The organism is Streptomyces sp. NPDC001920 (assembly GCF_053594495.1).
In genome coordinates, this window is the sequence record NZ_JBSFEP010000004.1 from 284993 (window position 1) to 303238 (window position 18246).

General features: G+C 74.1%; 21 protein-coding genes. 10 read left to right on the forward strand and 11 right to left on the reverse strand.

What is annotated here, in order from left to right; genetic code table 11:
- Window positions 1–558 precede the first annotated feature (558 nt).
- The 3 genes from ACWCPI_RS08830 (at window position 559) to ACWCPI_RS08840 (ending at window position 3103) form a co-directional block, all read left to right on the forward strand.
- Window positions 559–1416 carry an intradiol ring-cleavage dioxygenase gene (locus tag ACWCPI_RS08830; RefSeq protein ID WP_451037439.1) on the forward strand — a complete coding sequence of 286 codons (858 nt, stop codon included), beginning with the start codon at window positions 559–561 and terminating at the stop codon, window positions 1414–1416.
- Entirely contained in the window at window positions 1413–2495 is a 1083-nt protein-coding gene (locus ACWCPI_RS08835) for a maleylacetate reductase (protein WP_451037440.1), read from the forward strand. The genes ACWCPI_RS08830 and ACWCPI_RS08835 overlap by 4 nt, the downstream gene beginning before the upstream one ends.
- Before the next feature lie 224 nt (window positions 2496–2719).
- Window positions 2720–3103: a luciferase domain-containing protein gene (locus tag ACWCPI_RS08840; RefSeq protein WP_451037441.1), complete on the forward strand. Its 384-nt coding sequence runs from the start codon at window positions 2720–2722 to the stop codon at window positions 3101–3103.
- 25 nt (window positions 3104–3128) lie between these two features.
- On the opposite strand, the gene ACWCPI_RS08845 is transcribed toward ACWCPI_RS08840, so the two are convergent.
- Window positions 3129–3656: an SRPBCC family protein gene (locus ACWCPI_RS08845; protein WP_451037442.1), complete on the reverse strand. Its 528-nt coding sequence runs from the start codon at window positions 3654–3656 to the stop codon at window positions 3129–3131.
- Between the two features lie 63 nt (window positions 3657–3719).
- Between ACWCPI_RS08845 and ACWCPI_RS08850 the strand changes: the two genes are divergently transcribed.
- The 3 genes from ACWCPI_RS08850 (at window position 3720) to ACWCPI_RS08860 (ending at window position 5314) form a co-directional block, all read left to right on the forward strand.
- The gene (locus ACWCPI_RS08850; protein WP_451037443.1) at window positions 3720–4301 is read left to right on the forward strand and encodes a TetR/AcrR family transcriptional regulator; all 582 of its coding nucleotides are present in this window, start codon (window positions 3720–3722) and stop codon (window positions 4299–4301) included.
- A 214-nt stretch (window positions 4302–4515) separates the two neighbouring features.
- On the forward strand, window positions 4516–4806 hold the full coding sequence (locus tag ACWCPI_RS08855) for a hypothetical protein (RefSeq protein WP_451037444.1): 291 nt from the start codon (window positions 4516–4518) through the stop codon (window positions 4804–4806).
- A gap of 52 nt (window positions 4807–4858) precedes the next feature.
- Window positions 4859–5314, forward strand: coding sequence for an archease (locus tag ACWCPI_RS08860; protein ID WP_451037445.1), 456 nt, complete (start codon window positions 4859–4861; stop codon window positions 5312–5314).
- 51 nt (window positions 5315–5365) lie between these two features.
- Here the strand turns inward: ACWCPI_RS08860 and ACWCPI_RS08865 are convergent, their stop codons facing one another.
- Window positions 5366–6778 carry an RtcB family protein gene (locus ACWCPI_RS08865; RefSeq protein ID WP_451037446.1) on the reverse strand — a complete coding sequence of 471 codons (1413 nt, stop codon included), beginning with the start codon at window positions 6776–6778 and terminating at the stop codon, window positions 5366–5368.
- Between the two features lie 198 nt (window positions 6779–6976).
- Between ACWCPI_RS08865 and ACWCPI_RS08870 the strand changes: the two genes are divergently transcribed.
- Window positions 6977–8119, forward strand: coding sequence for a CapA family protein (locus tag ACWCPI_RS08870; protein ID WP_451037447.1), 1143 nt, complete (start codon window positions 6977–6979; stop codon window positions 8117–8119).
- A 28-nt stretch (window positions 8120–8147) separates the two neighbouring features.
- On the opposite strand, the gene ACWCPI_RS08875 is transcribed toward ACWCPI_RS08870, so the two are convergent.
- The 5 genes from ACWCPI_RS08875 to ACWCPI_RS08895 all read right to left on the reverse strand — a co-directional run bounded on the left by ACWCPI_RS08875 (window position 8148) and on the right by ACWCPI_RS08895 (window position 11233).
- On the reverse strand, window positions 8148–8789 hold the full coding sequence (locus ACWCPI_RS08875; RefSeq protein WP_451037448.1) for a phosphoribosyltransferase: 642 nt from the start codon (window positions 8787–8789) through the stop codon (window positions 8148–8150).
- Between the two features lie 213 nt (window positions 8790–9002).
- On the reverse strand, window positions 9003–9344 hold the full coding sequence (locus tag ACWCPI_RS08880; RefSeq protein WP_388805695.1) for a hypothetical protein: 342 nt from the start codon (window positions 9342–9344) through the stop codon (window positions 9003–9005).
- Between the two features lie 102 nt (window positions 9345–9446).
- Window positions 9447–9686, reverse strand: a complete 240-nt coding sequence (locus ACWCPI_RS08885; protein WP_388805698.1) for a hypothetical protein — start codon at window positions 9684–9686, stop codon at window positions 9447–9449.
- A 148-nt stretch (window positions 9687–9834) separates the two neighbouring features.
- Window positions 9835–10725 (reverse strand): SDR family oxidoreductase, encoded by an 891-nt coding sequence (locus ACWCPI_RS08890; protein WP_451037449.1) that lies wholly within the window; start codon window positions 10723–10725, stop codon window positions 9835–9837.
- A 109-nt stretch (window positions 10726–10834) separates the two neighbouring features.
- Entirely contained in the window at window positions 10835–11233 is a 399-nt protein-coding gene (locus ACWCPI_RS08895) for an SseB family protein (RefSeq protein ID WP_451037450.1), read from the reverse strand.
- A 176-nt stretch (window positions 11234–11409) separates the two neighbouring features.
- Here ACWCPI_RS08895 and ACWCPI_RS08900 point away from each other — a divergent pair, with 176 nt between their 5' ends.
- Entirely contained in the window at window positions 11410–12063 is a 654-nt protein-coding gene (locus ACWCPI_RS08900; RefSeq protein WP_451037451.1) for a phosphoribosyltransferase, read from the forward strand.
- Window positions 12064–12245: 182 nt separating this feature from the next.
- Entirely contained in the window at window positions 12246–12818 is a 573-nt protein-coding gene (locus tag ACWCPI_RS08905) for a GNAT family N-acetyltransferase (protein ID WP_451037452.1), read from the forward strand.
- 19 nt (window positions 12819–12837) lie between these two features.
- Here the strand turns inward: ACWCPI_RS08905 and ACWCPI_RS08910 are convergent, their stop codons facing one another.
- The 3 genes from ACWCPI_RS08910 to ACWCPI_RS08920 form a co-directional block, all read right to left on the reverse strand.
- Window positions 12838–13617, reverse strand: coding sequence for an SDR family NAD(P)-dependent oxidoreductase (locus ACWCPI_RS08910; RefSeq protein ID WP_451037453.1), 780 nt, complete (start codon window positions 13615–13617; stop codon window positions 12838–12840).
- A 71-nt stretch (window positions 13618–13688) separates the two neighbouring features.
- Window positions 13689–15140: an FAD-dependent oxidoreductase gene (locus tag ACWCPI_RS08915; RefSeq protein WP_451037454.1), complete on the reverse strand. Its 1452-nt coding sequence runs from the start codon at window positions 15138–15140 to the stop codon at window positions 13689–13691.
- A gap of 69 nt (window positions 15141–15209) precedes the next feature.
- A complete protein-coding gene (locus ACWCPI_RS08920) occupies window positions 15210–16433 on the reverse strand; it encodes a polysaccharide pyruvyl transferase family protein (protein WP_451037455.1) in 1224 nt (407 codons plus the stop codon).
- 424 nt (window positions 16434–16857) lie between these two features.
- Here ACWCPI_RS08920 and ACWCPI_RS08925 point away from each other — a divergent pair, with 424 nt between their 5' ends.
- On the forward strand, window positions 16858–17040 hold the full coding sequence (locus ACWCPI_RS08925) for a hypothetical protein (protein WP_451037456.1): 183 nt from the start codon (window positions 16858–16860) through the stop codon (window positions 17038–17040).
- Window positions 17041–17129: 89 nt separating this feature from the next.
- Here the strand turns inward: ACWCPI_RS08925 and ACWCPI_RS08930 are convergent, their stop codons facing one another.
- The gene (locus tag ACWCPI_RS08930) at window positions 17130–18092 is read right to left on the reverse strand and encodes a glycosyltransferase family 9 protein (protein WP_451037579.1); all 963 of its coding nucleotides are present in this window, start codon (window positions 18090–18092) and stop codon (window positions 17130–17132) included.
- Window positions 18093–18246 lie beyond the last annotated feature (154 nt).

Genomic DNA, 18246 nt, shown 5'->3' on the forward strand with positions numbered 1-18246 from the left:
CCGGCCGTCGGCCGCCGCGCCGGACCGCCGACACGGGTCGTACACCGAAGGCACGGGCGCACCGCCGGACGGCGACGCCGCCGTCCGGCATGCCAGGAGCGGGCGGCCGGTCAGGAGCCGCCGACGCGCCCGGCGAAGTGCCGCGCGGGTGGGGGTGTTCCGCGGTCGTCATGGCGCTCGCTCACCGCACCCGCCGGCACCTCCGGCGGCAGGCGCGGACTGTCTCGGGAACGCCGCCCCGTGATCAGCCACCCACGAACGCCGCACCATTCCCTGTTCCCGGAAGGGCGAGGCGGGTGCGGACCGCCCACGCCCCTCGACATCGCGGCGGCCGTCGCCGGACCGGGCCGGGAGTCACGAAGGTCAGTACGGTGACCGGGCGGAACCGGGCGGGATCTGCGACGCGGGCGCCCTCCTCGTACGCCCCGACGGGTGCGGTGGTGCGGCACGTCGGCGCGGCCGAGGGCCGCCGCGGGGCCGCGCGCGGACGCGCCGCGCCGGATTCTCGGGCACGGTGGACAGGAGCGATCGTGCGGCACGGGCGGGGAAGGAGCCGACATGACGGGTGACAGGACGGTCACCGACGAGGTCGTCGACAGTCTGCGGGGATCGGCCGACCCGCGGCTGCGGGAGCTGCTGACCGGGCTCGTCCGGCATCTGCACGCCTTCGCGCGGGAGGCGAGGCTGACGCAGCAGGAGTGGGAGCGGGCGATCGGGTTCCTCACGGCGACCGGGCAGGCGTGCACGGACACGCGGCAGGAGTTCATCCTGCTGTCGGACGTGCTCGGCCTGTCGATGCTCGTGGAGACGATCAACAACCGGCAGGGCCCCGGCGCCACCGAGTCGACGGTTCTGGGTCCGTTCCACATGACCGAGTCGCCGGTACGCGAACTCGGCGCGGACATCGACCTCGTGGGCGGCGGCGAGCCCTGTGTGGTGAGCGGCCGGGTGCTCTCCCGGGACGGCGGCCCGCTGCCGGGCGCGGTGGTCGACGTGTGGCAGGCCGACGGCAACGGCTTCTACGACGTGCAGCAGCCCGGCGTGCAGCCCGCGGGCAACGGCCGCGGGCTGTTCACCGCGGACGACGAGGGGCGGTTCTGGTTCCGCACATGTGTGCCGAGCCCGTACCCGATCCCGACGGACGGGCCGGTCGGCGGTCTGCTGCGGGCCACAGGGCGGCATCCCTACCGGCCCGCGCACATCCACTTCATCGCCTCGGCCGAGGGGCACGCCCCGGTGACCACCCATGTCTTCGTGGCGGGCAGCGACTACCTGGACTCGGACGCGGTGTTCGCCGTCAAGCCGCGACTGGTCGCGGACTTCGCGCCGGTCGACGACCCGTCGGCGGCACGGGATCTCGGCGTGGCGAACCCCTTCCGGCACGCCCGCTTCGACCTCGTACTGGAGCGCGCGTGAGGGACGACCTGGACTTCTCCTACGAGAGCCGGCCCGTGCGGGTCGTCTTCCGGGCGGGCGCGGCGCTGTCCGCGACGCCGGGCGAGGCCGAGCGGCTCGGACTGCGGCGGGTGCTCGTGGTGTGCGGGACGAGGGGCGCGGACACGGCGCGGGCGGTCGCGGACGCGCTCGGGCCGCGGTGCGTCGGGGTGCACGACCGGGCCCGGATGCACGTACCGGCCGAGGTCGCCGACGCGGCCGTACGGGCGGCCCGCGCGGCCGGCGCCGACGGCTGTGTGGCGGTCGGCGGCGGCTCGTCGATCGGGCTGGGCAAGGCCGTCGCCCTGCGCACCGGCCTGCCGCTGATCGCGGTGCCGTCCACGTACTCCGGGTCGGAGATGACCCCGGTCTGGGGACTGACCGAACACGGTGTGAAGCGCACCGGCCGCGATGCGCGGGTGCAGCCCCGCAGCGTGGTCTACGACCCGGAACTCACCCTGTCCCTTCCCGTGCCGCTCTCCGTGACCAGCGGCGTCAACGCGCTCGCGCACGCCGTCGAGGCGCTGTACGCCCCGGACACCTCACCCCTGGTCCAGCTGATGGCCGAGGACGGCGTACGGGCGTTGGCGCGGGCCCTGCCGCAGGTGGCCGGCGATCCCACATCGCTCGGGGCGCGTGGCCGCGCGCTGTACGGGGCCTGGCTGTGCGGGTCCTGCCTGGGCGCCACGACCATGGGCCTGCACCACAAGCTGTGCCATGTCCTGGGCGGCACCTTCGATCTGCCGCACGCCGAGACGCACACGGTGGTGCTGCCGTACGCCCTGGCCCACAACGCTCCCGCCGCTCGGGACGCGGCCGACGCGGTGGCCCGCGCGCTGGGCGCGGCCGACGCGTCGACGGCCCTGTGGGAGCTGGCCGGGCGCCTGGGCGCGCCCCGCTCGCTGGCCGAACTGGGCCTGCGCGAGGACGACTTGGCGGTGGCGGCCGCGCAGACCGCGGGCCAGGCGTACGCGAACCCCCGACCGGTCACGGCGGACGGCGTGCTCGCCCTGCTGAGGGCGGCCCACGAGGGCCTGCCGCCGACCGCGGTGGCCCGCTGACGCCCCTCCCCTGCCCGCGCCTGCGGGACTTGGCTGTTCGGCCCTCGCCACACGGGACACCTGTGCATCGCCGGGCACGTCGGTATCGCCGTGCCCGTGTACTCCGACCCCGCCGGAGCAGACCTTCACCGTGTGTGACGGTTCGGTGATCGAATCACCTCACACGACGGTTACGGTTCGCTCAACCTCTGGTTGCCGAGCGGTGATCGGGCGACTATGGGCACATGACACTGGCCCAGCGCGCCATGGAGCAACTTCAGGTCTGGCCCGATCTCAGCTCGGGTCCGACCAGTTGCGGCGCAGGGCGGGCACTGCGCTCCGTCCACAGCGAGATCGTGCACTTCCATTCCGACCGGGACGTGGACCTGCATCTGACGACATCGGTCATCGGGCGCTTCCACGACGACCTCCGGGAGTCGACCGCGATCCGGCTGGTGCCGGGTTCCGGCTGGGTCACCGTGCATCTCGACTGCGACACGGACGTCGACCTGCTGATGAGCCTGGTCAGCGCCGCGCTCAAGGCCCATCAGCACCGGCAGTCCCCCGCCGGGTCGCCGACGGGGGACGAGTGCAACTTCCGTCGTGTCACGGTGCTGCCGCGCGGGTAGACGACCGAAGCCCGCGCCACCCGCCTCAGCCGCGGGCGGGGTCACCTCCCACGCGGCGGCGGACGGCGCGGGAGGCAAGGGCGTGCAGGAAGCGGACGTACGGGGACCAGCGGGCCGGGCGCGACACCGTTCCCGTGCAGGCCAGTTCGGCGCGGTCGAAGGCGTCCTCCAGGCAGGCGTCGTGCATCGGGCGGAAGGCCAGCGGCCAGGTGAGCCGGGCCAGTCCGCTGGTGGACATCGTCAGCGTGTGGTGCAGCCGGGTGCGTCCGGGCCCGGCCGGCAGGACGGCCAGTTCGTGGAAGCCGTGGAACCCCTTGGGCCCGGTGAACTCGAAGCGGATCCAGCGTCCGGGCACATGTCCCGACACGGTGTAACGCACGGGGCCGTGGCCGCCCACCGCGCCCGGTCCCAGTGGGCGGTCGAACTCCATCGGCGACCAGTCGCGGCCGGGCCACAGCCGGTCGCCGTCCCCGCTCGCCAGAGTCTCGACCAGCGCCCCCACCTCGCTCTCCTCGGCCGCCAACAGCCGTTCGTGCACGTTGTGAACGCCCACAGGTTCTCCCCTCAACCATATTGGAGACCTCTCTCCAATTAATTAGAGAGTACCCTCTGATTCATGGCGCGCCCACCCCGTTTCGACACCGATCAACTCCTCGACGCCGCCGTCCGCCTGGCCGCCGCCGGCGGACCGGCCGCCGTGACCATGTCGGCGGTCGCCCAGGCCGTCGGCGCCCCCAGCGGCTCCGTCTACCACCGCTTCGCCGGGCGCACGGCACTCCTCGCCGAGGTGTGGTTGCGCACGGTCGAGCGATTCCAGGAGGGCTACCACGCCGTCCTCGTCAGCCACAGCGACCCCCGCCGGGCGGCGCGCGCGGCCGCCCGGCACGTGGTCGGCTGGAGCCGGGAGCACCCGCAGGAGGCGGCCCTGCTCCTCTACGGTGCCGCCGACTTCGGCCGCGCCGAGTGGTCCGAGGAGCACACCCGTCGCGCAGATTCCGGCAACGGACGGGTGTTCGACTCCCTGGGCGCCCTCGCCGAGGCCCTGGGTGCCACGGACGAGGAGGGCCGCGACCGCGTCACCCTCGCCGTGGTCGAGCTGCCGCTCACCGTGGTCCGCCGCCACCTGCGCGCGGGGAACCCGCTGCCGCCGCACGCCGAGGACCTCACCGAGGAGTGCACGGCCGCGCTGCTGGGGTGACGGCCGGACGCGCGCGCGTCGCCGATCCGCGCCGTTCGTCGACGGCGGCCTTCCTTCAGATGCCTGGGGTCAATGGGTCTGCGCCGGTGCATGCGCTCGGCGGAGAACGGCTCCGCCTGTCGGCCGCCCCGACGGGATCATCGCTCCGGCGGTATCCCATGCCCGGTCGCGGGTACCCCTACGCGTGCAGCGCCCTCTCCCGGAGGTGACTCGGATGCTGGTGCTCGGACTGCTCCTCCTCGCGGCCACCGGTGTCTTCACCGGTCTGGTCATCGCCGACAACCTCTCCGGTGGCCCGGACCACCCCGTCACCGTGCTGGGCCAGGAGCTCGCGACCATGAACACGTTGGCGGTCTTCTGCTCGGGTCTTGCTCTCGCGCTCCTGTTCTGCCTGGGCCTGGCCCTGGTGAAGCGCGGGGCGACCCACCACCGCCCCCACGGGCAACGGCGGCACACCCGCCGCTCCCCGTTCCACAGGACCTCGGAGCCGGGCGCCCGGGCCTGAGCGGACCGAGAGCCCGAGCGCCCGGACGGCATGAGCGGATGAGGTGGTGCCGATGGTCGGTGACACGGACGACGACATCCAGACACGGCGGAGCGGCGGAAGCGGCCATCGCGCCGTGCCGCACACGGCCGACGTGCGGATCGAGGCGTGGGGCGCGAGCCGCGAGCGCTGTCTGGTGGAGGCCGCGCTGGGCATGGTGGAGTGCTTCGCCGACGTCACGGCCGTACGGCCGACCTCGGTGGAGCGCGTGCGGCTCACCGAGGAGAGCGACGAGGATCTGCTGACCGCACTGCTCGACGAGGTCGTCTACCGCCTCGACGTGGACGGCCGGGTGCCCGTCGACCTGGAGGCCGACGCCACCGACGGCGACCTGGACGTACGCCTCGCGCTGGCCGAACTGGCCGACGTGGAGGTCACCGGCGGCACGCCGAAGGGCATCTCCTGGCACGGGCTGCGCTTCGGGCCTGATCCGTACGGGTGGTCGTGTGCGGTGACCGTGGACGTGTGAGCCGCCGGGGCGGCCGGGCGCACGCGACGGCATCCGGCCGCCCCCGCCCGCTCAGCCCTTCACCACCCCCAGCGGCACCAGCCGAGCCACCGTCCGGCACAGCCCCGCGCCCTCGCTCGCGGCCACCACCTCGCTCACGTCCTTGTAGGCCTCCGGGGTCTCCTCGGCCAGGCCGCGCAGGGACCGCGGGCGTACCGCGATGCCGGCCGACTCCAGACGGGCCCGCAGTTCCCGGCCGCCGACGGCGCGGGCGGCGCGATGGCGGCTGAGGACACGGCCCGCGCCGTGGCAGGTGGAGAAGAAGGCGTCCCCGCCGGGCACCCCGACCAGGACGTACGAGGCGGTGCCCATCGTCCCGGGGATCAGCACCGGCTGGCCGACCGCACGCAGATCCTCCGGCAGCTCCGGATGGCCGGGCGGAAACGCCCGGGTCGCGCCCTTGCGGTGCACGCACAGGGTGCGGCGCCTTCCGGCCACGAGGTGCGTCTCGATCTTGGCGAGGTTGTGGGACACGTCGTACACCAGGGAGAGCCGGGTGCCCGCGGCACGGCGGAAGACCCGGCGGGCCGCGTCGGAGAGCAGCTGGCGGTTGGCACGCCCGTAATTGGCCGCGGCCGCCATCGCGCCGAGGTACCTGTGCCCCTCCGGCGACTCCACCGGCGTACAGGCGAGTTGGCGGTCGGGGACCTCTATGCCGTGACGGGCCATCGCGGTGTCCATGGCCCGGACGTGGTCGGTGCAGATCTGGTGGCCGAGGCCGCGGGAACCGCAGTGGATCATCACGCACACCTGGCCGACGGCGAGTCCGAACGCGGCGGCGGCCACCGGGTCGTACACCTCGTCGACGCGCTGCACCTCCAGGAAGTGGTTGGCCGATCCGAGACTGCCGACCTGGCCGAGGCCGCGCTCCCGGGCCCGCGCGCTCACCTGGGCCACGTCGGCGTCGGCGACCGCCCCGCCGTCCTCGCAGCGGGTCAGGTCGCGCTCCTCGCCCCGGCCCTCCCGCACCGCGTACCGGGAACCGCCGCGCAGGATCCGCTCCAGCTGCCCGGGGCCGGTCAGGTGCCACACCCCGCCGGGGCCGGCGCCGCGCGGGATCGCCCGGTCGAGGCCGTCCATCACGTCGGGCAGCGCCGGCCCGAGCCCCTGGTGGTCGGTGTCGGCCGCCAGCAGCCGTACGCCGCAGGAGATGTCGAAACCGACCCCGCCGGGCGAGACGACACCGCCGTCGGCCACGTCGGTCGCGGCGACGCCGCCGATGGGGAAGCCGTAGCCCCAGTGGATGTCGGGCATGGCGTACGACGCGCCCACGATCCCGGGCAGTGTCGCGACGTTGGCCACCTGCTCCAGCGACTTGTCGGCGTCCCGCAGCAGCGCCCGGGACGCGAACACCACGCCCGGCACCCGCATCGGTCCGTGCGGGTCGATACGGAAGCGGTGGGCAGCCTCCTCGACCAGGTCCATGCCGGCCTCCCGCGGCTCGAACCGCCGCCGTGCGCACCGCGTCAAGGTGGTCCGCGGCGCCCGGCGTCGCAGATGCGGAGTACCCGCGCGGGCCGCACGCTATCGCGCCGGGCGACCGTGCCCCGCAACGGCTCGTCCCGCGGGCTCCGGGAAGGGCGCACGGCCCCGGGAGCACCGCGGCCCTCGTAGGGTGGAGACATGAGCGGCGGCACGGTGACGCTGTTCGTCTGCGGCGACGTGATGCTCGGACGCGGCGTCGACCAGATCCTGGCCCGCCCCGGTGACCCGGCGCTGCGGGAGGGGTACGTCACCGACGCCCGCGCCTACGTGAGCATGGCGGAGGCGGTGAACGGACCCGTCCCGGCGCCGGTGGGCCCGTCCTGGCCGTGGGGTGAGGCCCTCGGGGCGCTGGAGGCGAACGCGCCGGACGTCCGGATCGTCAACCTGGAGACGTCCGTCACGCGCGGTGCCGCCTTCGAGCCCGGCAAGGCGGTCCACTACCGCATGCATCCGGCCAACCTGCCCGCTCTCTCGGTGGCCCGGCCCGATGTCTGCGTCCTGGCCAACAACCACGTACGGGACTTCGGGCGCGCGGGCCTTCAGGAGACGCTGGACGTGCTGCACGGGGCCGGTCTGCGGACGGCGGGGGCCGGCCGCGACGCCGAGGAGGCGTACGCGCCGGTGGCGCTCCCGCTCCCCCGCGGTGGCCGTGTGCTGGTCTTCGCCCTGGGTTTCGGCAGCAGCGGCATCCCCCCTGGCTGGGCGGCGACGGCCGAGCTGCCCGGCGTCGCCTACGCCCCCGAGCTGTCGCCCGCCACGGCCGCGGCGGCGGTACGGCGCATACGGCGGGTGAAGCGGCCGGGCGACGTGGTGGTCGTGTCCGTGCACTGGGGCTCCAACTGGGGCTATCTCGTCTCCCGCGACCAGCGCCGCTTCGCGCACGCCCTGGTGGACGGCGGGGCCGACGTCGTGCACGGTCACTCCTCCCACCACCCCCGCCCCGTCGAGGTCTACCGGAACCGGCTGATCCTGCACGGCTGCGGCGACTTCATCGACGACTACGAGGGCATCCCGGGCTACGAGGAGTACCGCGACGACCTCCGGATCGCCTACTTCGTGACGGTGGCGGCGGACACGGGCGAACTCACCGGGCTGCGCATGCTGCCGTTCCTCGCCCGCCGTCTGCGCCTGGAACCGGCACCGGCCGAGGACCGCGCCTGGCTGCACGCCACCCTCGACCGCATCGCCTACGGCACGCACCTCGCCCTGGACCCGGACGGCGCGCTGACCCTGACCGAACCCCCCTCCCGGCCGGGCGCGGGCACGGCCGGCTCCGGCTGACCCTCTCCTCGGCACGGACGCCGTGGCGTCAGTCGCCGCGCAGGGCCTCCAGCACATCCGCGTCGGACAGCTGGCCGAAGTCCTCGTACCACTCCCCCACCGAGCTGAACAGACTCGGCTCGTGCAGGCAGACGAAGTCGTCGACCTGGCGGCGCAGTTCCTGTGCCGCCTCCGGCGCGCAGACCGGTACGGCGAGGACCAGCCGCTCGGGCTGCCTGCCGCGCACGGCGCGCAGGGCGACGCGTGCGGTCGAGCCGGTCGCGATGCCGTCGTCCACGACCACGGCGGTGCGGCCGCGCAGCGGCGGCGCCGGGCGGCCCTGCCGATAGCGTTCCTCACGCCGCCGCAGCTCGCCGCGCTCCCGCTCCACCACCGGTGCCAGATCGGCCTCGCTCAGCCCCAGCCGGTACAGCGTCGCCTCGTCGAAGAGCGGCGGGTCGTCGCCCGCGAGCGCGCCGACGCCGAACTCCTCGTGGAACGGGGCTCCTATCTTGCGTACGACGAGCACGTCGAGCGGAGCCTGGAGCACCCGGGCCGCCTGCCGGGCGACGGCGACGCCGCCTCGGGGCAGGGCGAGCACCACGGGGCGCGGCAGGATGCCCTTCTCCTGCCGGAGGCGCAGCTGCTCAGCGAGCTCCTGCCCGGCCTCGTCGCGGTCACGGAACCGCATGGGTCTCCCCTTCCGTCGGTCGCCGCGTACCCCGCTGCCGGGAGACGGACACACCGCCGGGCCGCACTCGCAAGCGGCGTCCGGCTCTGCGCACGAGGTCTGGACCGACCTGGCGGCCGAGGCGGCGCCCGCCGGGGAGGCAGGCGCCGCCGGGGAGCTTCCGCCCGGTGTTCGGCCCCGGCCCGGAGCGCACACCGGGCCGGTGGCCCTGCGCTACTGGATGGTCCAGCCCACGCTGCCGACGCCCGAGCTGTAGACGGCGCAGACACCCGACGACTCGCCGTACTGGCCGGGGGCCAGCGTCACCCACTGGCCGGAGACGTCCGGCGCCCAGCCGCACACGATCTCGGCGCGGAAGGTGACGGTGCGGTCGGTGTTGTTCTTGCAGCCCGCGATGCCGTGGTCCGGGTTGTTGTTGTGCACCCAGCCGTCGCAGTCGACGGTGCCCGCCCGGGCCGCGGCGTGGGCGGGCGCGGCCACGCCGCCCGCGGCGAGGGCCAGGGCCGAGACGGTGCCGGCCAGGCCGGCTGCGACGATGCTCTTCCTGCGGTTCATGTGTGCCCCCGTGATGTCGTGGTCCGTTCGGACTTGCCGCCTCCAGTCAAGGGCAGCGGCGCCGGCACGGGAACCTCGGACATCCGAGGGTGGCGGCCGCGTTCAGCCGTTCGGCTTCTGCGACGTGTCCGGCTCGTTCCAGTCGTACGGTCCGCCCCCGCGCCACTCGATCAGCTCGGGATCGTCGACGGCCCGGTCCTCGGCGGGCAGGTCGGCGCGGTGCACCAGGTCCAGGACGTCGAACAGGCTGTACGCGGTGCCCGCCGGCTCGTCGTGGATCGTCACCTGACGCCCGCCGTCCGACGCCGGCGGCGACACCACCACGGGGGGACGCGTGCTCATGCCACCACCATGCGCTCTGCGCGGCCGGTACGCAGCCCGACGTACCGGCCGCGCTGACCCATCCGGCCGATGGGCTGACGCGTTCGCGGGAACAAGGTGGCGGTACGGCGGGATCGCCGGCCTCGCCGTACGCCCCGGTCCGTCCGGGTTACGGCAATGGCGTCCCGCCCGTCGCGTTGAGGATCTCCGCGGTGACGAAACTGGCCTCCTGGGAGGCGAGATAGACGTACGCGGGGGCCAGTTCGGCCGGTTGGGCCGGACGCCCCAAGGGGCTCTGCTTGCCGAACTCGGCCGTGTCGGGCAGCGTCGCCGGGATCAGCGGCGTCCACACCGGTCCCGGCGCCACCGCGTTCACCCGGATGCCGCGGTCGACCAGCATCTGGGCCAGCCCCTGGGTGAAGGTCACGATGGCGCCCTTGGTCATCGCGTAGTCCAGCAGATGCGGGCTGGGCTTGTAAGCCTGCACCGAGGTGGAGTTGATGACGCTGCTGCCCTCGGGCATGTGCGGCAGGGCGAACTTCGTCAACCAGAACATGCCGTAGAGGTTGGTGCGCATGACCCGGTCGAACTGCTCGGTGGTGATCGCCTCGATGCCGTCGGGCTGGGACATCTGGTACGCGGCGTTGTTCACCAGGACGTCGATGCGCCCGAACTCCTCGACCGCGCGGTCGATCAGGGCCCGACAGTTGTCCTCGGTACGGATGTCGCAGGCCACGGCGACCGCCTTGCGGCCCGCGTCCTCGACGAGCCGGGCCGTCTCTCGCGCGTCGTCCGCCTCGTCGTCGAGGTGGGTGAAGAGCACGTCGGCGCCCTCCCGGGCGAACGCCAGGGCCACAGCCCGCCCGATGCCGGAGTCCCCGCCGGTGACGACGGTCGCGCGCCCCTGCAGCCGGCCGGTGCCGCGGTAGCTCTCCTCGCCGTGGTCCGGCGGCGGGTCCATGGGCCCGGTCCATCCGGGGTGGGGCTGGTCCTGGGCGGGGAAGTCGGGCTGCGGGTGCTGGGTGGCCGGATGCTGCTGGGTGTGCTGCGGATCCGTCACAACGGCCTCCTGAACGCGGGGCGGGAACGAACGGCCACCGGGTTCCCGCCTCGCATCGGCCGAAAAGCGGCCGTTCGGGTCGTGACCGTGGCCGCCCGGGCTTGCGGGGTCAGCTGTCGCCCCGGTCCAGCAGTGCCCTGACGCCCTGGGCCGTCAGCGCCAGCTGCTCGGGCGTGCCGGCGTCGATGACCAGGGACAGATTGTCGGAGGGCCAGCCGTGGGCGAGGACGCCGAGCCGGACGCTGCGGTGCCGGTGCATCTTCGGCATGGCCTGTTCCATGCGTTCCTGCGTGGTGAAGACCGGTACCAGTTCGGTGCCGTCCTCCTGCTCGAACACGGGCAGGGTCAGCGCCGCCGGCGCGGGCCCCTCCGCGTTCGTGGCCGCCGGCACCAGCACCTCGCTGTGGGCCAGCGTGCTCAGGGCCGCCTCGTCCGCGCCCTTCTCGACGACCGTGCGCAGGGCCTGCTGGGCCGCGGAGGCGTCGCTCTCGAAATGGGGGTCGGTCATGGTTCGTCCCGTCGCCGTGTCGTGCACTTCCGTCCGGTACGCGCCGGACGGTTCGGGTACCCGGTCCGGTGCTCGTCATGTGCGTTTCGGGCTGCCGGGTGACGCCCCGGACCACCTCGTTTCGCGGTGGACCCACCGGGCACTCGGCGGCTGCCCCACCCCGAGGGAGGAGCGCCGTGTCTTTCCGTGACCGCACCCATGCCGGACAGGAGCTCGCCCTGCGGCTCGTCGAGTGGGCCGGCTCCGGCGATCTCCCCCGTCTGCTCGTGCTGGCCCTGCCGCCGGGCGGCGTGCCCGTCGCCGCGGAGGTGGCCCGCAGCCTGCGCGCCCCGCTGGACGTGCTGGTCGCCCGGGAGATCAGCACTCCGATCCGGCCGGAGACGGCGATCGGCGCCATCGTGGCCGACGACCCGCCGATGTACGACCGGCAGGGCCTGGCCATGATGCATCTGTCCGAGGACCGGCTCGGGGATGTCGTCTCGGGCGAACGCAACGAGCTGCACCGCCGGGAGTACGTATACCGCGGCCGCCGCCCCCTCCCCTCGGTGCACGGGCGCACGGTCGTCCTCGTCGACGACGGCCTGACCACCGGCCTCACCGCTGCGGCGGCCCTGCGCTTCCTGCACCGCCACGGCCCGGCCCGGCTGATCGCGGCCTTCCCGGTCGCCAGTCCTCGCACGACGGCGGCGATCCGCACCGAGTGCGACGAGGTGGTCTGCCTGGAGCAACCGCCCTCCCTGCACGCCGTCGGTGAGTGGTACGAGGACTTCACCCAGGTCTCCGACGCCGAGGTCGCCGAGACACTGCAGGCATTCCAGGCCCCGGCATGAGGGCGGGCGGCGGTGTGCGGCGAAGGGTTCGACCGCCCACGTACCGAGGCCGCCCCCCGCACGACGAGGTGGTGTGCCCGGAGCAGCCGCCGTCCCCGCAAGCCCTCCTCTCCGGCTGAACCTCGCGCCGACCGTGCCACCGATCCCGGGCGTCGGCGATCACGCCGTGAAAGGGTGGAGGCATGGCCATCGAAGTTCGCCCGGCATCGGTCTTCGACGACGTGCGTGCGGTGCTCGGCCCCAAGTCGCCCACCGCAAGCGTGTGTTGGTGCCTGAGCTACCGGCTCCCGTCCAAGCTCAACCAGGAGCTGCGCGGACCGGCCCGCGGTGAGTACGTCGCCGGGCTGTGCCGTGCGGATCCCCCTCCGGGGGTTCTGGCCTACGACGGTGTCGAGCCGGTCGGCTGGGCCGCCGTGGCGCCGCGCTCGGCCACGTCCTTCGCACGCAACCGCAAGATCCCGCACGTCGACGACCTGCCGGTCTGGTCGCTGTGGTGCGTTCGCGTACGACCGGGCCACCGCAAGCAGGGGATCACCCACGCGCTCATCGCCGGCGCGGTCGACTTCGCCCGCGCCCGGGGCGCGCCCGTGGTCGAGGCGTACCCGCTGGACAACGGCGACGCCCGGGTGGACCTGACGATGGCCTACGCCGGGCTCCGGAAGAACTTCGAACGGGCCGGGTTCGTGCACGCCGCCGACACCAGCTCGGTGCTGGCCGGTCACCCCCGCATCCTGATGCGGCTCGACCTGCGCTGACGTACCGGCCGGAGCGGTTTCAGTGGACGGAGAAGCCGCCGTCGACGAAGACCGACTGGCCGGTGACGTAGCCCGAGGCACGGCTCGCGAGGAAGACCGCCGCGCCCGCGAAGTCCTCGGCCAGGCCGTTGCGTCCGACCATGGTCCGCTCGGCCAGTGCCGCCACCTTCTGCGGGTCGGAGGACAGCCGTGCGTTCAGCGGCGTCATCACGAACCCGGGCACGAGGGTGTTGCAGGTGACGCCGTACGGCGACCAGGCCTCGGCCTGGGAGCGGGCCAGCGACTCCAGCGCGCCCTTGGAGACGCCGTAGGCGCCGCTCTGGACGAAGGCACGGTGGGCCTGCTGGGAGGTGATGTGGATGATCCGCCCGAAGCCCCGCTCGGCCATGCCCGGCCCGAACCGCTGTCCCAGCAGATAGGGCGCTTCCAGGTTCACCGCCATGACGGTGTCCCACACGTCCTCGCCCAACTCCCCCATCGGGGGCCGCAGGTTGATCCCCGCACTGTTGACGAGGATGTCGGGCTCGCCGAACGTGCCGGCCGCCTCCTCGGCCGCCGCGCGCACGCCGTCGCGAGTGCCGAGGTCGGCGCTCACCCAGGCCGCACGGCAGCCGTGCGCCGCCAGTTCCTCGACCGTCGCGGCCAGCTCCGCCTCCCTGCGGGCCACGACCACGACGCTCGCGCCCGCGCGTGCCAGCGCCTCGGCGACGGCCCGTCCGATGCCGGAGCTGCCGCCGGTCACGAGCGCGACCCGGCCGTCCAGCGAGAACAGTTCGCGTAGGTACGCCTGTGAGGTCATGCCCGCACCCTAGGCCGTGCCCGCGCGGCGCCGGAGGCGGGGTGCGGCGAGCGCAGGCGGGTCGACATGGGTCAGCGGCGCTGGGGCACCGGCTCGCGAGGGTCGAGGCGCAGATGGGCGCCCTGCCGTTTGAGGGCGCGCTGGACCAGGTGGTGGGGCACCTCGCGGGGACTGCGGCCGAGGCGCACGGAGAGCGCGGCGCAGACGCCGGCCGCCTGGCCGGTGGCCATCGCGATGGGCATCACGCGGTAGGACGAGTGCGCCACGTGAGAACCGGAGATGCAGCGCCCGGCGACCAGCAGGCGGTCCGTGTCCTTCGGCAGCAGACAGCGCAGCGGGATGTCGTAGAAGTGTCCGCGCGGGACGCGCTTGAGGACGGTGCCGCTGCCCCTGGGGTTGTGGATGTCGACGGGGTAGGCGCCGTGCGCGACGGCGTCGGGGAAGGCGCGTGCGGCGAGGATGTCGTGGCCGGTCAGGTGGTAGTCGCCGAGGATGCGGCGGCTTTCCCGTACACCGATCTGGACGCCGCTCTGGGCCACGTAGGACCTCTTGAATCCCGGCACACGGTGGCGCAGGAAGCGGTCGATCTGTTCCATCTGGCGGCGTGCCACGTACTCGGCGCGGCTGAGGTCCCACACGTCGGTGCCGAGCGCGCGGGTGACGCGGGTGCTGTTGACGCTGACCTCGCGGGGATGCGGGGTGCCGAAGAACAGGATGTCCTCGCGCGGCAGGCGCAGTTCCCCGGCCTCGGTGGCCTCCTGGACGAGGTCCCACAGCCCGTGCACGCCCCGCCACTGGTCGGGGTGGTCCCTGACGTACTCGGAGAACAGCGGTTGCAGGAAGTCGACGACCCGGAACATCAGTGTCATCGGCTGCACCAGTCCGTCCTCCGGGCGCCCGATCTCGTACGGCGCACCCGCGGCGGCGGCGATGTCGCCGTCGCCGGTGCCGTCGACGACGACACCGGCGTCGATCACCACCGGGCCGGACTTGGTCTCGAAGACCACGCGCCAGCCGTCGTCGAGGGGCAGCGCGGCGGAGGCGAAGGAGTGGAACAGCATGCGGACGCCCGCCTCGTCCAGCAGGTCGAGGAGGACCAGCTTGTAGGTCTCGGGGTCGAACGGCACGGTGTAGCCGGTGTCGGGGGACGGTGTCACGCAGCCGCCGCGTGCGGTGAGCCGGTCCAGCAGGAGCCACAGGAAGCCGGCCACCACCGGATCGCCCTCCCCGTGGTCGGAGGGCAGCAGCCGGCTGTCGTGGCCGGCCTCGTCGAACACCGCCTGCTTGCGCTCGTTGTGGAAGGACATCAACGGCATCACCAGCGCCACGGTGGCGTTGCCGCCGAGGAATCCGTAGCGCTCCACGAGCACGACGTCCGCGCCCGCGTCGGCCGCCGCGTAGGCCGCGGCCGTGCCGGCCGGGCCACCGCCCACGACCAGGACGTCCGTGCGGCCGCCGTGCCGGGCCGCCCGCGGGGGCAGGGTGACGGTCTCGGCGGGTCGGGGTGGTTCCAGGATCGGCATCGCATCTTCCCGTCGGATCGGTGGGTCGCGAGGGGCGCGTTCCGGCACAGGGGGCGGGTGGTCGGCCGGTCAGGGGGTCATGGGGGTCATGGGGGTCACGGCACCGTGCAGGTGCAGGTCCGCGGTCCTTCGTACGTCGGCGCCGCCGCCGTCGATGGAGTCCAGCAGGAAGCCGCAGCGGGCGCAGGTCTCACGGGCCAGCGCCTGCAGTCCCCGTACCCGCGTGGTCAGCTCCTCCTGCCGCCGCGGGAACTCGTCCCAGAGCCGGTCGACCTCCGCCAGGAGCAGGCCGGCCTGTTCCCGCGCCACACCGACCAGGGCGGGCGCGCCGGTACGGCGGGCGAAGTCGAAGACCTTGCCGGAGTAGGGCAGCGGCAGCACGGGCAGGCCGGTGAGCGCGGCGAAGATCACGACGTGCAGGCGCATGCCGACGACCATGTCCAGATGGCTCATGAAGCCGAGGATCTCGCCGGGGCTGTAGGAGTTGTGCAGGATGCGGCCCAGGTCCGGGGCGCTCATCCGGGACAGTACGCCGTGGGCGTGGCGGACGTCCTGGCGTTCCATCGGCACGAAGACCACGTGGGCGTCCAGGCGCCGGGCGAGGAACTCGGCTACGTCGGCCAGCAGCGCGTGGTAGTCGTCCTCGTCGAGTTTCTCCGCGGCCCGGCCCGGTTCGCGCACGGACATCCCGATCAGGCGGGTGTCGGTGGGCAGGCCCTCCTGCCGCATCATCTGCTCGGTGAAAGGCTCGGGGGTGAGCAGCAGCGCCGGGTCGGCGGTGACGGTGAGTTCGCGGTCGACGCCGACCTCCTCCAGGACGAGGCGTGACTCCTCGTCGCGCACCACCACGTCGGTCATCCGCGGCAGCACGGCACGTACGGCCTCCCGGTCGTCCGCCTCGCGCAGCGGGCCCGCGCCGACCGCGTAGGCGAAGGTGGGCACGCCCCGCTCCTGCGCCGCCCTCACCAGCCGCAGGTAGCGCCGCGCCTCCCCGTCGTAGAGGATCCCGCCGCCGCCCAGCACCAGCAGGTCCAGTCCGGCCAAAACGTCCAGGACGGGTTTTTGCGGGACGCCCTCCCAGTCGACGACCTCGTCGGCCTGCGGCTGGTGGGCGCGGGTGTGCTCGGCGTTCCGGCTGAAGACCACGAGCCGGGCCCCCGGCCGGTGGGCTCGCAGGCAGCTGAGGACACACATCAGGATCGCTTCGTCGCCGGTGTTGCACCCGCCGTACGAGCCGAGCAGGCCGATGCGCAGAGAGGACGAGGCGGGCGACGGGTGTGGGGTGATCGTCATCCGGAACTCCCGTTCGATGGAGGCGAGCGGGACCCGCGAGCTGTCCTGGACGGCGCCGTCGCCGAGGGACTGGGGCCGGGGGTCTTGTAGGTGGCAGCGTGCCGTCGTGGCGTGGAGCCCGAGTCGGCCGGGCCCTGTGGGAGAACCTCACCTCCGGCTGTCCGGCGCCGCCGGTCCGGCACGGCGGCGGCGCGCAGGCGGAGGTACGTTCGTAGAGCCAGTATGGGTGCTTCCGCACCGCGCGTCCTTTCCGCCGCCGAGCCGTGCCGCCGGACGGGTACCCGCCGTGCGGGGGTGATGCGGGCGGACCGCGCCGTGTCACCGGGGCGCCCGGGGGTGCCGGTCCGGCGCTCGACGGTGCCGGGCCCCTCCCCCGCCCGAGTGGGGCCGGCCGACCGGCCCGTGCGCAGGAGGGACGATCACGATGAGCGTGAGCCACCACACCCCGTCACAGGCCGAGGGCGAGCGCGAGGAGGCCGAGACCCCATGGGCCCACCACCCGGTTCCGGAGTACACGACGCCGTCCCAGGCCGAGGGTGAACGCGACGACGCCCCTGAGACGACGGAGGCCGTCGCCGCTCCGGACACGGGGACGGAGGGGACGTGACGATGCCGCTACGGGCCGTGCCCGCGTTCCGGTGAGGCATGCGGGCACGGCCCGTAGCGGCGTGCCGCGGGAATTCGGGCCGGTCGTGGTCACGTGGTGGTCCGGGCGGGGTTCAGCAGACCGACGGCCGCGGTGACCACCTCGTCGGCGCGGATGCGCAGCAGCTGCGGGTCGGGGGCGTCGCCGTGCGGGTCGCCCGGGGGGCCGGGTTTCCACAGGACGACGTGGCGCGGGGAGCGCGGAGGTCCCCACAGGCGGGGAGAGACGGGTCCGAAGAGGGTCACGGACGGTGTGCCGTGGGACACCGCGAGATGGGCCGGTCCGGTGTCGCCGCTGACGACGAGGGCGGCGTGGGCGACGAGCGCCGACAGCTCGGCGAACGGCAGCCCGCCGCGCAGCACGTCGCGCGCGGGCAGCCCGGTACGGGCGGCGAGGTCGAGGACCAGCGCGTCCTCCGCGGGGCCGCCGCTGACGACGACCCGGTGCCCCGCGGCTCGCAACCGCCGTACGACGTCGGCGTACCGCCCGGCGGGCCAGCGGCGGGAGGCGGACTCGGCGCCGGGGTGGACGAGGACGGCGCCCGGTGCCGGGGAGGGGGCCGTGGGCGGTGGCAGTCGTACGTCGTCCGGGTCGGCCGCGATGCCGTAGGCGCCGAGGAAGCGGCACCAGCGCTCGCGCTCGTGCTCGTCCGGTCGCCACACGGGGGGCTGGGCGGGCCCTGGACCGGCGAGGGGATCGCCCGCTGCGGCGAAGGCCAGGAGCCGACGGGGGCCGAGGGCGGCCAGTGCGTCGCGGCTCTCGGGTCCGTTGCCGTGCAGGTCGACGGCGACGTCCGGGGGCGGCCCGGGCCAGTGATCCAGGGTCGGCACGCCCCGCCCAGGCGCCTGCGCCGGCAGGACGCCGTCCACTGTTCCGGTGGCCAGCGCGGCCTCGGCGAGCGCCGGGGGCAGCGCCAGCACGATGTGATCGCGTGCGAAGGCCCGCCGGATGCCCCGCAGCGCGGGAACCCCGGCGAGCAGGTCACCGAGCCCCAGCGCCCGCAACACCAGGATCCGGCGGCGGCCGTACGGTCCGGTGCCCGCGGCCTCGACGGTCTCGCGCCGGGCCCCGGCCGCGCAGCCGTCGGCCTCCCACGGGCGCCACCGCCCTGCCGCCTCGGCCGCCCGGCACCCTCGCACCGGCGGATCGATCACCGCGGACTCCCTT

Coding starts and splice junctions, on each gene's coding strand:
- ACWCPI_RS08905 (WP_451037452.1), top strand. CDS start 12,246: ATGGCCATCGAAGTTCGCCCGGCATCGGTCTTCGACGACGTGCGTGCG.
- ACWCPI_RS08875 (WP_451037448.1), bottom strand. CDS start 8,789: ATGCGGTTCCGTGACCGCGACGAGGCCGGGCAGGAGCTCGCTGAGCAG.
- ACWCPI_RS08895 (WP_451037450.1), bottom strand. CDS start 11,233: ATGACCGACCCCCATTTCGAGAGCGACGCCTCCGCGGCCCAGCAGGCC.
- ACWCPI_RS08860 (WP_451037445.1), top strand. CDS start 4,859: ATGGTCGGTGACACGGACGACGACATCCAGACACGGCGGAGCGGCGGA.
- ACWCPI_RS08910 (WP_451037453.1), bottom strand. CDS start 13,617: ATGACCTCACAGGCGTACCTACGCGAACTGTTCTCGCTGGACGGCCGG.
- ACWCPI_RS08870 (WP_451037447.1), top strand. CDS start 6,977: ATGAGCGGCGGCACGGTGACGCTGTTCGTCTGCGGCGACGTGATGCTC.
- ACWCPI_RS08855 (WP_451037444.1), top strand. CDS start 4,516: ATGCTGGTGCTCGGACTGCTCCTCCTCGCGGCCACCGGTGTCTTCACC.
- ACWCPI_RS08915 (WP_451037454.1), bottom strand. CDS start 15,140: ATGCCGATCCTGGAACCACCCCGACCCGCCGAGACCGTCACCCTGCCC.
- ACWCPI_RS08885 (WP_388805698.1), bottom strand. CDS start 9,686: ATGAGCACGCGTCCCCCCGTGGTGGTGTCGCCGCCGGCGTCGGACGGC.
- ACWCPI_RS08840 (WP_451037441.1), top strand. CDS start 2,720: ATGACACTGGCCCAGCGCGCCATGGAGCAACTTCAGGTCTGGCCCGAT.
- ACWCPI_RS08830 (WP_451037439.1), top strand. CDS start 559: ATGACGGGTGACAGGACGGTCACCGACGAGGTCGTCGACAGTCTGCGG.
- ACWCPI_RS08920 (WP_451037455.1), bottom strand. CDS start 16,433: ATGACGATCACCCCACACCCGTCGCCCGCCTCGTCCTCTCTGCGCATC.
- ACWCPI_RS08880 (WP_388805695.1), bottom strand. CDS start 9,344: ATGAACCGCAGGAAGAGCATCGTCGCAGCCGGCCTGGCCGGCACCGTC.
- ACWCPI_RS08865 (WP_451037446.1), bottom strand. CDS start 6,778: ATGGACCTGGTCGAGGAGGCTGCCCACCGCTTCCGTATCGACCCGCAC.
- ACWCPI_RS08850 (WP_451037443.1), top strand. CDS start 3,720: ATGGCGCGCCCACCCCGTTTCGACACCGATCAACTCCTCGACGCCGCC.
- ACWCPI_RS08925 (WP_451037456.1), top strand. CDS start 16,858: ATGAGCGTGAGCCACCACACCCCGTCACAGGCCGAGGGCGAGCGCGAG.